Annotated in this window: 11 protein-coding genes; 5 read left to right on the top strand and 6 right to left on the bottom strand. The window is 63.6% G+C overall.

What is annotated here, in order from left to right:
* Positions 1 to 7: 7 nt before the first annotated feature.
* Positions 8 to 250 (top strand): hypothetical protein, encoded by a 243-nt coding sequence (locus ASG43_RS08235; RefSeq protein ID WP_056502988.1) that lies wholly within the window; start codon positions 8 to 10, stop codon positions 248 to 250.
* A gap of 290 nt (positions 251 to 540) precedes the next feature.
* Positions 541 to 684, top strand: a complete 144-nt coding sequence (locus ASG43_RS22125) for a DUF1127 domain-containing protein (protein ID WP_082490754.1) — start codon at positions 541 to 543, stop codon at positions 682 to 684.
* A 199-nt stretch (positions 685 to 883) separates the two neighbouring features.
* Here ASG43_RS22125 and ASG43_RS08230 read toward each other — a convergent pair whose 3' ends face one another.
* Entirely contained in the window at positions 884 to 1,855 is a 972-nt protein-coding gene (locus tag ASG43_RS08230) for a rhamnan synthesis F family protein (RefSeq protein WP_056502985.1), read from the bottom strand.
* Positions 1,852 to 2,778 (bottom strand): hypothetical protein, encoded by a 927-nt coding sequence (locus tag ASG43_RS08225; RefSeq protein WP_056502981.1) that lies wholly within the window; start codon positions 2,776 to 2,778, stop codon positions 1,852 to 1,854. Before ASG43_RS08225 ends, ASG43_RS08230 begins: the two co-directional genes overlap by 4 nt.
* Positions 2,779 to 3,528: 750 nt before the next feature.
* Here ASG43_RS08225 and ASG43_RS08220 point away from each other — a divergent pair.
* From ASG43_RS08220 to ASG43_RS08210, 3 genes are all read left to right on the top strand, one after another.
* Positions 3,529 to 4,542 (top strand): hypothetical protein, encoded by a 1,014-nt coding sequence (locus ASG43_RS08220; RefSeq protein ID WP_156386590.1) that lies wholly within the window; start codon positions 3,529 to 3,531, stop codon positions 4,540 to 4,542.
* An 89-nt stretch (positions 4,543 to 4,631) separates the two neighbouring features.
* Positions 4,632 to 5,804, top strand: coding sequence for an acyltransferase (locus ASG43_RS08215; protein ID WP_082490752.1), 1,173 nt, complete (start codon positions 4,632 to 4,634; stop codon positions 5,802 to 5,804).
* Between the two features lie 136 nt (positions 5,805 to 5,940).
* A complete protein-coding gene (locus ASG43_RS08210; RefSeq protein WP_056502971.1) occupies positions 5,941 to 6,378 on the top strand; it encodes a hypothetical protein in 438 nt (145 codons plus the stop codon).
* A 32-nt stretch (positions 6,379 to 6,410) separates the two neighbouring features.
* On the opposite strand, the gene ASG43_RS08205 is transcribed toward ASG43_RS08210, so the two are convergent.
* The 4 genes from ASG43_RS08205 to ASG43_RS08190 all read right to left on the bottom strand — a co-directional run bounded on the left by ASG43_RS08205 (position 6,411) and on the right by ASG43_RS08190 (position 13,170).
* Complete coding sequence (locus ASG43_RS08205; RefSeq protein ID WP_056502968.1) at positions 6,411 to 7,367, bottom strand: NAD-dependent epimerase/dehydratase family protein; 957 nt, start codon at positions 7,365 to 7,367, stop codon at positions 6,411 to 6,413.
* Positions 7,364 to 10,906: a rhamnan synthesis F family protein gene (locus tag ASG43_RS08200; RefSeq protein WP_156386589.1), complete on the bottom strand. Its 3,543-nt coding sequence runs from the start codon at positions 10,904 to 10,906 to the stop codon at positions 7,364 to 7,366. Before ASG43_RS08200 ends, ASG43_RS08205 begins: the two co-directional genes overlap by 4 nt.
* A 145-nt stretch (positions 10,907 to 11,051) precedes the next feature.
* Positions 11,052 to 12,374, bottom strand: a complete 1,323-nt coding sequence (locus ASG43_RS08195; RefSeq protein WP_056502962.1) for an ABC transporter ATP-binding protein — start codon at positions 12,372 to 12,374, stop codon at positions 11,052 to 11,054.
* A complete protein-coding gene (locus ASG43_RS08190) occupies positions 12,364 to 13,170 on the bottom strand; it encodes an ABC transporter permease (RefSeq protein ID WP_056502960.1) in 807 nt (268 codons plus the stop codon). The genes ASG43_RS08195 and ASG43_RS08190 overlap by 11 nt, the downstream gene beginning before the upstream one ends.
* Positions 13,171 to 13,339: the final 169 nt, after the last annotated feature.

Here is a 13,339-nt window from a genome sequence, read left to right as displayed (position 1 = left end):
TGTGAGTATGGGTAGAGTTCTCGGCATTCTCGTCGCCGTCGTGGTCGTGGTCGGCATCGTCGGCTATGCGATGGGCTTCTTCACGGTGACGCAGACGCAGGAAGGCTCGCTGCCCAACGTCTCCGTCACGGGCGGCAGCATGCCCAAGGTCGATGTCGACGCGGCGGACGTGAATGTCGGCACCGAAACCAAGACGATCGAGGTTCCGACGGTCACCGTCACGCCGCCGGCAGCGGCTCCCGCCAACTGAACCGCCCAGCGACCTTTCGCCAGACGACATGACGAAGCGGCCTCGAAAGAGGCCGTTTCCATTGGAGCGCCGACACGGCTTTCCCACGCGGTCGAGCGCAAGAGCGGCTCCCAGCATCCATTCCTGTCGTGCAAGCCTCATAGAACCCAGGGACATAGCGAAGAAGCGTGGGGCAGCCATGCGCTTTGGGCGCTACTGTCGGCACACGGGATTTCGTATCTAGTGCGTGTCGACAACGACAGACGAAACGAGCCGCTCCCACCGACGAGGAGCGCTAAAGGATGATCCCGATGAACCTTTCCCGCACCCTGCGCACTTGGCGCCAGTACCGCAACACCGTGTCCGAGCTGAACAGCCTCTCGCAGCGCGAACTTGCCGATCTCGGCATCGCCCGGACCGACATTCCCGCCGTCGCCCGTCAGGCAATCCGCTGAATTTCCCTTTCGCTTCGACCGATCTCCTCCCATAGGTCGAAGCGGATCCGTCCACGGCATCCTCCTCCCAAAGCCGTCGGACATGTCATGACGCCCACCGGTCCTCCCCCGGTGGGCGTTTTTCGTTGAAGCGGCAGCCATCGGCTTTGCCGCATTCCCTGCCAGTCCCCCGCGACGTTCGCCTCGCCTGGAGCAGGCTTCAGCTTCGACGGCTTCCCGTCCGGGAAAGCAGCAAGCGCTTCAGTTGCCGGCGCCAGGCGAGCGGCAAGCCGAGATAGGCGCTTCTGAGGAGAGGGCTCGCCGCAAGCAGCCTGCCGAAGAAGCCGGGCCGCACGAGAAACGGATTGGGCTGGTCGGCCAAGCGTCGAGCGCTTCGGCGCAAGACGTCGTCCGGCATGTCCCGGCGGCTTTCCAACACGCCCGAAACCGTCGTCGCGATGCCTCCGCCGCGTTCCGCGATCGGTGCGATCCAGCGCTCCAGGGCATGCGCCGCCGTCCCGTCGACCTGACCGGCTTCCGCCTCGAAGAGATCGTCCAGGGGAACGTCGATCAAAAGCCGCAGGGCCTCCTTGCGGAACCAGAACATGGTTCCCGCGGCAAAGACCGGAGTCTGCTGCAGGGACGGATCGAGATCGAGGGCGAAGCGCGTCCCCAGCACCTGCATCGAGGCGCGGTTGCCCTGCATCCAATCGCGCTGCGAGACGAGCATCCCGTCCGGTGCCGCCAGGACGAGTCGTCGGTCGCGCGTCATCGACTGGTGCAACCGCCGGACATCGCCTTCGCCGGGCAGAAGGGCCTCCACCAGCGTCTGGCCCCAATCCCCGCCGTCCAGGCGGTGAAGCGATCGCTTGGTGTGGAGCTTCAGCCCGACATCGACATCGATCGCCAAACGCAGAGCCTCGCAGAAGGGCCGGACGTCGCGGCCCCGATTGTCGCAGGGGATGATCGTCGACGAGACGAGCAACCGCTCCGCGGGCAGCGGCAGGTTCGGGGCCAAGGCATGGGGTGCTGTCACGACGAGGTGGAAGGGATCCTCCACCGTCGCCTCCAGGCGCTCCACGATCCTTGCCCACACGTCGGGATAGAAGACATGCACGAAGACGGCGAAGGGCTTTGTCGGGATCTCGGTCTCGCTTAGAGACAGGGCAGGCTTCGGTTCGATGCGGGTCATGATCGAAGGATCGTCCAGTCAGCGATCGGGACGCGCCATCCCGTCAGCGCGGCCCTCCAGAACCGTCGGGCGGCGCTCCCATGGGCCTTCGATACGAGCGCGGCATGGATCACGCCCTGCAGGGGAACGTAGAGGACGGTGCGCAGCTTCCAACGCAGGGGAACGTAAGACAGGCGGAGCATGCGCGCCTGGTTGCAAATATAGGTCTCCATGCGCGCTTCCGACTGCCGGGGAAAGGCAAGAGGCCCGAAGCGCACGAGACCGTGGCCGATGCGGTGCGGCATCAGGGCGTTCGGCGCCATCCAGACCGAAGCACCCCGCGACCACGCCCGGAAGCACCATTCGGTGTCCACCGCATCGATGCGGTATTCTTCCCGGAACAGACCGAGCGTCCGAAAGATTTCGAGTTCGAACAGGCTGCCCGAGGTGATGACATAGTCCACGGGCTGGCAGCCCGTCACGGGATCCCTCTTCCCTCGTGTCCGATAATGGGGCGGCTTTGATGCGGCTTCGCGTGCGACAGGTCTGGGGCCGACGACGGCGGGTCGTCGATCGCGTGCCTTGAGGGACGCCAGTGTTTCCGTCAATCGATCGGCGAGATCGGTGGCGGGATCGGAATCCTGATCGAAATACAGGATGGACCGGCAGCCGCGTTTCGAGGCTTCGGCCGCCAGCCGGTTCAAGGCGACGGCAATGCCTTCGTTGACCTGTGACTGCGTGATGGAGAGCGAGCCTGCTGCTGCTTCGCCTTGCAGGACGGCGAGGCCTTCCTCGGTGATCGCGGTCCCCACGGGACCGTCGATATGGAGGAGGATGGTCGGCGCCATCAGCCGGACCTTGGAAAGAAGCTGCTTCAGGAGCTCCAGATCGGGTTGGTAGATCGTGATGCCGACGGCGAGACGGCTCTGGGCATGTTGCGGCACTGCGACCTGTTCCCTGGCATCGGATGCCGTTCGTCACGGGTTCGCATACAGGGGATCGGCTCCCTTTCCAAACGGGAACCGGCAGCACGGCTTCCCTGCGAGATGGCTTGACGTCGTCCAGTGCCAACCAGGATCAGCATGCCTTCTGCCTCCTTGTCCAGAGCTCGTGGAGCGGCGCTGTCGATGCGTTTCTGCCCAAATCGGGGGTCTCTTAGAGTCTCTAAGAGTCTCTAAGAGTCTCTAGAGGATCCAAGCCTTTCAAATCGCGGATGAAAAATCCGATTCGGATGAGCAGGATTCCCATTAGGATGAGCAGGATTCCCATTAGGATGAGTGGCTTTCCCAAAAGGTTGAGCAGCTTTCCAAAAAGCAAACAGCCGACTTCTTCAGGACCTGTTGCATCGAAACCGCTTAGGTTGAGTGCGATTCCCGATTTTGATGGACAAAATCGAGGTCAAGGTTGAGTGTGATTCCCGAAAGGTTGAGCACGATTCCGATCCTGCCGGTCGAAACCGCCCTGTCTTTTCCAAACGACCTCGATGCAGGAGGCCAAAGGTTGAGCACTATTCCACTCTATCTTCATGAAAAACAATGATTTACGAAGATTTTTGTGACGCTCCTGTTGTCGTTCGAAAGCCAGCGTTCACGAGGCGCTGGATCAGCCTGTTTCATCTCGAAGAGGTCTGAAGGTTGAGCAGGATTCCCATCAGCCTATCTGGAATATCAATCGGTTAGAGAGTTTTGACGCACGTGAGAGATCGTCAGCTCAGCGAGGCGGAGCGCAAGCGCCTCGAGAAGTTCAAGAACACGCGCGGGCGCAAGAACCCCGCCAAGATCCCCGCACGCCTTGCGCGAACCTCGGCCTTCGCGCCGAAGAAGACCCGGTTGATCACGGACAGCAAGTTCGAACGCCTCTACGTCGTGCCGGGTCAATCCGTGATCAAGGTCTCGGGTCGCGAGCTGGGAACGCAGCACCGGGATACGATCTATGCCCTGTTCCGCCTGCCGCACCGGACCCAGACCGTGAACCGTCCAAGCCACGGATTACCCTGGAGCACGATCTACGAGACCCAGACGACCTGGCGCGGCCTCCTCACCGCCATGGGCCGCACAGCCCACACCAACAACCTGATGACGCTGATGGATGTCTTCGAGGACATCAAGAAGGTGGTCTTCACGATCTTCGAGGGCGACCACAAGGCGATCGTCGACGCCTATCGCAAGGGCGATCTCGCGAGCCTCGGACGGCAGGGCAAGGGCGGCATGGGCTCGCTGATCGAGAGCATCGAGTGGAATGGCCTCGAACTCGATAGCGAGGTGGTGATCCGCTACGGCGACTGGTCGGCTGCCATGATGCATCGCGCCAAGCTGGTCAGCCTGAATGCCGACGTCCAGTTCGAGCTGAAATCCGACTATGCCAAGACCTTCTGGCCCTACATCGACAGCATGAACAACCATCATTACGTCGACGAGGACGTTCTGGCGGCCCTGGCGGGGCGCGACCTCTGGGACGAAGGGGAAGACAAGCTGACGCGCGGCCAGTTCCGTCGTGAAACGAAGAAGGCGTTCGAGGACATGGTGCGCGCCAGTGGCCTGTCCTCCTATTCGGTCGAGGAGATCGGCGTCGGCCGCCGCAAGTCGCGGCGCTACAGCTACGTGGTCGCCTATGCCAACCAGGCCGAGACCGATGCCCGCGTCGTGCAGGAGGCACCGCCGCCGCCGCCCTCCGTCGACGGGAGGCCGCAGCTCGAACTGAAAATCTGATTAAGTGATAATCAATTTGGCTTTTCTACTTGGGGATTGGAAAAGTTCGATGTAGGGCAGGCTGGTGTCGACGGACACGCGGCCAATAGATGCGCCATGTCCAGGCGCTCCGATCTGGATGCCTCGGACCATCGGTTGGGCGAAAGCGCAACATGGATGAGGCCGCGGTTTTGCGTTCTGCCCCTTTACCTCGCGATCGGGCGGTCAGCCTGCAATGGCTGAGACTTGTCGCGGCCGCCATGGTCGTTCTCTACCATGCCGCCGTCTATCTCCAGATCATGAAGGGGAGCACTTGGGGAACCGAGCTCGTCCCCGGCTGGTTCGGTGCCGTCGGCGTCGGTCTGTTCTTCGCCCTGTCGGGTTATCTGATGTCCCGCATCATGACGACCACGAGCTTCCAGGATTTCATCCTGCATCGGATCATCCGGATCTATCCGACGTTTTTTCTGGCGACGATCCTCTTTCTCGGTCTCGGCACCATCGCCGGCTTGTCGCCGATCTGGGACTGGCGCTCCTGGACCCTGATGCCGTCCGGTCCGGCGTCCTACGCGCTCGGAGTCGAATGGACTCTCGTTTTCGAGATGATGTTCTACGTTTTCGTCGGCTTGTTGATTCTCTTCAAGAAGCAGGGATCAGCGATCACGGTCCTGATCGCGTGGCTCCTCGTCATGAACCTTCACAACGTTTATCGCCCCGACGATCCCAGCATCAATCTCTTCCATCCCTTCGGTCTGCCGTTCGTGTCGTTGAACGTCGCCTTTGCCGCGGGAATGTTGCTTCCCCTCGTTCTGAAGACGCACGTTCCCCATCCCGTGATCGCGATCCTCATCGGCCTCAACACGTTCTACATCGGCGCCCATTTCGGCACCGTGCCCGTGCGCTGGGGCATCGGCATCGGCGCAGGCTTGATCGTTCTCAGCCTGGCTTCCTGGCAATACGACGGAAACCTGCCCGGCCAACGCATCCTCGATCGCATCGGGGACCGCGGCGGAAGCTATACCTATGCGCTCTACCTCATCCATGTTCCGATCATCCGGATGGTCTATGTCCAATCCGACGGCCAGGATCCTCGGTTTCTCTTCTGGTTGGTCGTCGTCGTTTCCTTCGCGAGTTCCATTCCGTTCGGAATGCTCGACAATTATTTGTATCGGCAACTCAAGAAGAGGTCGGACAGAGCTTCGAGCCCCGTCAAATCCAGTCTGGCATTCGGTTTTGTCGCCGTGTTCCTCGTCTATTCTGTTCTTGCCGGCATCGCGTTGTAGTATAAGAAGCCGATGAGGCGATGGCCTGGTCTGTTGTCCGATGAGGGTTCGAAGGATCTCATGCGTTTTTCCGGTTCCGACGCTTGGCTATCTCGACGGGAACGGCGCTCCACCGGGACGAGAGAGGCGTCGAGGCATGCCGATCAAGCCTGAGCTGCGCGGTTTCTACCCGCTCGACTGGGCCGAGCTTTCCCGATCCATCCGCTTTCGCCGCGCCGGCGGAAGATGCGAGCATTGCGGGCGACCACACGGTCAGCGTGTCTGTACCCTGACCGACGGGCGCTGGTACGACGGGGAAAAGGCGCGCTGGCGCGATGGACGAGGGCGCCGCCTGTCGACCAACCTGCCGCCGCCCGACCGTCTGCCGGACGGCTTCGGGCAGGGTTGGACGAAGGTCGCCATCGCTTGTGCCCATCTCAATCACGACGTTTCGGACAATTCCGCCGGCAATCTCGCCGCGCTCTGCCAGCGTTGCCATCTCATCCACGATCGGCCCGAGCATCTGCGCCGGCGGCGGATCACCTATCTCATGCGCCGTGCCATGGGAGACCTCTTTCTCGGCCTCTACAAGTAGAGCCCGGCCCGTCCGAGTTTCGGTTTGGGCCCTCAGAGGTCGGAGGAAAAGGCGCGGCCGGGCCGTTCCCGCAGGTCGGCCATCACTTGGGCGATGCCGGCATCGAGAGCGATCCGGGGGCGCCAGGAAAGCCGCTGGGCCGCGGCTGCGATGTCGAGGATGTTGGAGCGGACATCGAAGCCTCGCGCAGCTTCCCAACTCACCGGGAGCGTCCGCTGGGTCGTCCTCTCGATGACCGCGATGATGTCCTTGAGGGTCGAGCCCTCGCCGCTTCCGATGTTGAAGAGGGGAAACGCGTCGTCCTCGGCGATCTCGGTGCCGCTGCAGCGCAGGAAAGCCTCCACGAGATCGGAAATGTAGATGAAGTCCCGCGCGTTCAGGCCATCACCCCAGATGGTGATCGGTTCCCCGGCGATCGCCTTGTAGGCGAAGGTGGTGATGGCGCCTTGCTGGCGGAGGGGGTTCTGTCCCGCGCCGTAGGGATTGGAGATCCGCAGGACGCGCGTGTCGAGGCCGTGGAGGCTCCGGTAGAGTTGGCAGTACTTCTCCGCCGCGACCTTGGACACGCCATAGGCGGTCAGCGGATTGAGGGCATGGCTTTCCGGGATCGGAACGAGGCCGGGCTTGCCGTAGACCGTACCGCCCGAGGAGGCGAAGATCAGCCGCCCGCCGCCCCGCCGCCGCAGGGCCTCCAGGATGTTGATCGTGCCGTGCAGGTTCTCCGTGGCATCCGCCAGCGGATCGGCATTGGCCCGGGCCGGAATCGTGGTCCAGGCGAGGTGATGGACGATGTCGGCGGCGCCGATCGCCCGGTCGAAGGCATCGGGCGAGGCCGTCGAGAGGTCGAGGATACGGCTTTCGACGGCGACTTCCTCGAAGGCGAAGGGATGGCGGTCCACGCTGACGACGTCGTCGCCGTCTTCGATGAGCCGGCGCACCAGGTGGCGGCCGATGAAGCCGCGACCGCCGAAGACGACGTGGGACGTCATCGAACGGAATTCTCGACATAGGTCGTGGCGTAGTGAAAGCCCTGATGGGCCACCGCAAAGGGGATCAGCCGCTCCAGTGCGTGAAGCATCGTTCCGTCAATCGGCAGGGGCTCGGCGGGATAGTCGTCCCAGTCGAGATCGATCGCCAGCATGGGCTTCAGTGCGTCGACGCGCGCCCAGAACATCGTGCCGATCGGAAAATCGAAATGATGGGGAAAGGCCGCGTCGATGTTCATTCGCCGGGCGAGATCCTCAGCGAACCGGCGGTTGGTGTCCCAGCCGTTCAGATGGGGATCCTCCGCGAAGACGAGGCCGAGGCGCTCGTCGCGCGAGAAGGCGGCGAGGACGTGGTCCATCATCGGGTGTTCGCCTCCGACGAGATGGTTCCAAAGGAACTCCCGCCATCCCTCGCCGACGGCCGCGTTCACATGCGGGCTTCGCTTGCCGTGGAAGTGCCCGACGATGTCGTAGCCCTCGAAGGCTTCGAGACCGAGGCCCGTCAGCATCGGGCCGAAATCGCGGCCGCGATTGGGAAAGCAGTCGATCCGGGCCGTCTGGCGCGTCTTGCGCAGGATGGTCCGCAATTCGTCCGCGCCAGCTTCGTTGGTCGCGGTGAGGAAGAGATCGACGGGCGTCCGGTTGTACTTGAGCCGCTCGAGGAAAGGCTCGAGGAGGTCCGTGTAGTGGAAATGCGCGTGGACGGCGACGCGCAGATCCGAAGCCCGCCTGGGTGCCGCCGAGCGGGGCGTGATCACGGGATGCGACCAGCGTCCCTCAGGCTTTCCCGTGCGCAGGAAATGCACGAGCGGGTCCTCGCCGGTGCTCTCGTCGAAGGCCTCGCAGGCTTCCGCGTAGACCAGGGGATGGAAACCCTCCAGCGGACGCCGGACGAGGAGACCGGCGCCGGTGCGGGCCCGCGGCGCGGCGCGGTTGGAAGTCGACAGGTATCTCTCGATGGCCTCCTCGCGCGACAGGTGGCTGTCGAAACCGAGATAGAGCTTGGCGTTGAAGGTTTCGGGCGTGGCGAGACCTTCCCGCTGGCTCTCGATCTGCGCTTGCTCGCGGGCGGCCTGATGTCCGAGTGCGTCGATCTCCGCCACATAGGCGGTCATGTCGAAATTTCGTTCGGCAAGAGCTCGCATCGCTTGCGAGAGCGCCGCATGGCGGGCCGGATCGCGGCTGAGGTCGAGGATGATCGCGGCGGCGGCGGCGGCATCGAGATGCGGAACAACGAGATCCCGCGTTTCCTCCGAAGCCGACAGGAGTTCGGCCATGCCGCTGGCCTGGTCGAAGCAGATCACGGGAATGCCATGCGCTGCCGCGTCGATCGTGATGTTGGGCAAGGGATCAAGGCGCGACGACAGGAAACAGGCATCCGCCCGTTGGTAGACGCTTTCCAGATCGGTGGTCTCACCGAGAAACACGAAGTCGTCGCCGAGGTTCGAACGCTCGACCTGCTCCTTGCAATAGGCGTGGTAGACCGCGTCGAAGGTGTAATGCTTGCCGACCCAGGCGAAGACGACCCGGCGCGAGGGCTTCTCGGCGTGGATGCGCGCCGCGGCTGCGATGAAGAACTCGACACCCTTGCGGATGTTGATGGTGCCGATCCCGACCACCAGAAAGGCGTCGTCCGGAATGGTTCGAAGCTTTTGTGTCGCGTCGCTGGCGATCGTGGCATCGCCTGGAGCCGCTTCCGGCAGTTGGCAGACGCCTTGCGGAAGGATCCGGTAAGCCCGGGCCTCGAGGATGCGGTAGTCCTGTTCGTAGGAGGCGGCGACGATCGGAGCGGAGAAGACGATCCGAGCGGTCTCGGCAAATAGCGGATAGAGCGTTCCGACCGGCATGACGTTGGACGAGAACTCATGCAGCAGGGATACGACGGGAATGCCGTTTTCCTCGAGGGCCGGAACGAAATAGCGGGCTTCGGACGTGTTGGCGACGACGTAGAGGGGCGCGTAGATCGTGCCGCATCTCTGCGCCAGTTCCCGGAGATTGTCGGCGCTGTAGACGAAGCTGTCGGGGAGGACGACGAGGGCGCTGGCCACGGCTTCGATCGCGGGACGGATCTCCCCGTCGCGTCTCAGAAGGACCACGACGTTCTTGCTGCGCGCGAGTTCGAGGACGATGTTGTAGCCGAGGATCGAGCCGCCGGTGCGGGTCGCCTCGTGGATGATGACGAGCACGGTCTCGCGATCGCTGCGCAGCCCTTCCGTCGGATAGACGAGCCGTTCCGTTGCGAGGCGATGGTCGCGCTCCTCGATCCGGCCGAAGGCCGATCGCGCCACGCGATAGGGCGCCGTGTTGCGCCACGAAGGGGGAACGCGAGCGGCGATGTGCCGGGCGCCCCGTGTGCTCTTCGAGATCAGGCCGTTGAGCGCCCCGGAGCGCCGGAAGGGATGCTTTCGCGCCAGGAAGCGCCGCACCACGCGATAAGGCGCCGTCAGGCGCCAGGACGCCGAGGTGCGGATGGCCTCGATGTGCACGCGCTGACCCTCGATATGGGCGTGGAGACCGTCGATCCGCGTGTGGAGCGCCGCGACCTCCAGCCGGGCCGTCTCGGCGGCCTTCTCCGCCTTCAGGCGCTCGGAGTCCAGTTCGTCCGAAAGCTCTGTATTCTGGTCTCGAAGATCGGCTTCCTGCGTCTCCTGCGCCTTGATCCGTTCGAGAAACCGGCCTTGGTCCGCCACGAAGTCGGCGGCCTGCGCTTCGAGATTGCGGATGTGCTGCCCCATATCGGCTCCCGACGCCTCGAGATGGGCGATATGGGCCTGCAGGGGTTCGATCTGCGCCACGAGGTTCTGCGCGTGTTGTCCGAGATCGCGTTCCCGTTCGGCGACGATCCAGCGCGCGCCGATCTGCGCGATCCGCTCGCGCAGGGCGCTGACGGCCGGATCCTTCAAGGCGCAGAGATCAAGGACGGCCTTCGGCGCCTCGGTGCCCAAAGCGAGCACGCCGAGACCGGAGGAATGGGTGAATTCGAAGCCCGGATAAGTTTCCTGCAGCTCTTCCCAGAGCTTCCAGACGCCGAAATCCCGCTCGCGGACGCCGACATCGTGAAAGAGCACGACGCCCCGCGTCGACATCTTGGGACGCCAAGTCTCGAAATCGTGCCGGACCGCCTCGTAGGTGTGGAGCCCGTCGATGTGGAGGAGGTCGATCGAGCCGTCCGCGAAATACAGGGCGGCCTCGTCGAACGTCATGCGCATCAGCTCGGAAAAGCTCGCATAGTGTGTCTTGTTGAAGGCGCTGAAGTTCTGGAAGACGCTGTCGTCGTAGAGGCCGGCATGCTCGTCGCCCTGCCAGGTGTCGACGGCATAGGCGCGGCTCGCCGCGCCGGTGCGCTGCGCCGCCTCGCAGAAGGCCGAGTAGGACACGCCGTTGTGGGTGCCGAGCTCGACGATCATGTCGGGCTTCGTCGTCGCGACCAGCCAGTGCGCGAAGGGCACATGGCCCCACCAGGCGCTCATCTGCCCGAGCCGCGTCGGGACCCAGAACAGGGGATCCACGTCGATCGCACCGAGGGATGATGCCAGGCTCATGTCTGGCGAAGAATGGTCGGTCGTCATGGGCGGAGCGGTTCCCCTCGGGTTCGTGGGGTTGATAAAAGGCGCATAGTGCCCTGTCGAGACCGGGCCGTGGCCGACGGCCCGAAGCCGGGCGGCCATCCGCCGGGACGCTGGATGCTCATGCGATCCGGATGTCTTCCATGGGAAGGCCGATCAGGCCGCCGGCGAGATGGCTGCCCGAACAATGGAAGATGAGCGCCTCGTCGACCCAGTGATGCTGGACGTGCTCGCTCTGGCTGCCCTCCGCCAGCGCCACCGTGACCGAGAAGTCGCCCGCGGGGAGATAGGGCATGCGGAACTTGAAGAGGCCGGTGAACTCGGTGCCGGGCTGCATGACGAGAGGCCGGTCGGCATAGGTCAGATAGGTGTTGTCGCCGAAGAGGTTCTGTCCCAGGCGGTCGCGGACGAAGAAGCCGATGATCGGCGAGGTGAGGGTGGACGACGCGCGGCAGCGCACCTCCAGCGTCACGTGCTCCCCGCCTTCCATGACCGGGAGCTTCTCGCCGTCACCACCGCGGAAGTTGACATCCACCACTTCGCCGCCGCGCACGCCGTAAGCCGGGGCATCCTTGTCGAAGGCGAAGACCTCGAGCGTGTTGCGCTTGTCGGACTGTGCGATGATCTCGTGCCGGAAATCCCGGACGCTTTCGATCTGGCGCTTTTCCTGGCGCCGCCGCCCCGTGATCTGGAAGCCGCCGCCGTCGAGCTCCTCGCGCAGGGCCGCCTGATAGGCGAAGCCGACCTCCTCGGTCGAACCGTCGGCGCGCATCTGTCCCTTGTCCATCCAGACGGCGCGGTCGCAGATGGCGTTCACCGCGGCCGTGTCGTGCGAGACGAAGAGGAGGGTGCCCTTCTCCTTGAACTGGTGGACGAAGCGCATGCATTTCTGATGGAAGGCGGCGTCGCCGACCGACAGGATCTCGTCGACGATCAGGATGTCGGCGTCGACATGGGCGCAGACCGCGAAGGCGAGGCGCGCATACATGCCGGAGGAATAGGTCTTGACCGGCTGGTCGACGAAGTCGCCGATGCCGGCGAAGGCGAGGATGTCCTCGAAGCGCTCCTCGATCTCGTGCTTCTGAAGCCCGAGGAGCGAGGCGGCGAGGCGGACGTTCTCGCGCCCGGTGAATTCGGGATTGAAGCCCGCGCCGAGCTCCAGCAGCGGCGCGATCCGGCCCCGGACGTTCACCGTGCCAGTCGAGGGATGCAGCGTTCCCGCCAGCACCTGCAGGAGCGTCGACTTGCCCGATCCGTTTCGGCCGATGATGCCGACGGCTTCCTTGCGGGCGATCGAGAGGTCGATGTTCTGGAAAGCCCAATATTCCTGGAAGAACTTTTTGCGCTTGCGCCAGATCATCTGCTTCAGGCGGTCCTCGGGCCTGTCGTAGATGAGATAGGCCTTGCCGAGGCCGGCGGTTTCGATCGTGAGATCAGACGACATCGGCGAAAGCCTTCTTCACGCGGTTGAAGAACATGCAGCCGATCGAGGCGAGGGCGAAGGTGCACAGGGTGTAGACGGCGAGAATGCCCAAATTCGGGACTTCGCCCCAGAAGATTACCTGCCGGGCCTGCACCACGCCGATGGTCATCGGATTGAGATTGATGAGGCTGCGGTAGGCCTCCGGCACCGCCTCGAGCGGATAGAGCACCGGCGACAGGAAGAGCATGGCCGTCGTGACGAGCGGGGTCAGCTGCCGGAGATCGCGCAGGAAGACGCCGAGCGCGGCGAGGATGTAGGTCGTGCCGAGCGTCAGGAAGAAGATCGGCACGACGATCAGGGGCAGCAGCAGGATCGTCGCGGGGGGGAACCCGTAGAGGGCGAGATAAAGAACCATGAAGACGCAGAACGAGATGCCGGCGCTGATCAAGGCGCCGATCGCCGCGATCCAGGGTAGGGTGTCCAGGGGGAACAGGATCTTCTTGATGTAGGCCGGGTTCTCCAGCATGAGGCCTGGCGCCCGGCTCACCGTTTCCGAGAACAGCGTGAACAGGATGAAGCCGGCGAAGAGGAGCATCGCGAAATTGTAGGGCATCTCCGTCTGCGTCGGCGCCATCACCCAGCGGCTCTTCATCACCGAGCTGAAGACGAAGGAGTAGATGCCGATCATGATCAGCGGCAGGAGCGCCGCCCAGAAAAGGCCGAGCATCGAGCCCTTGTAGCGCGCTTCCACTTCCCGCCTGGCCAAGCGCAGGATCAGCGCCCGATTGATCCAAGCGGACGCGATGAATTGGAACATGCGTCGATGACTCCAGACAGGATCCGGCGGCTCCTGGCCCGCCGGAAAGCGCCGGCCTCGATCGCAGGATGGCGGTCGAGGCCGTCGAGGGCGCGCGGTCGCTTAACATCAATCATCCGCGGGATGAAGACCGAGCCACCATCGAGCACCGTTCGAGGGTCGGCGCGGT

The organism is Aureimonas sp. Leaf454 (genome assembly GCF_001424685.1).
Lineage (GTDB): Bacteria > Pseudomonadota > Alphaproteobacteria > Rhizobiales > Rhizobiaceae > Plantimonas.
This window is presented reverse-complemented; position numbering and strand designations above follow the sequence as displayed.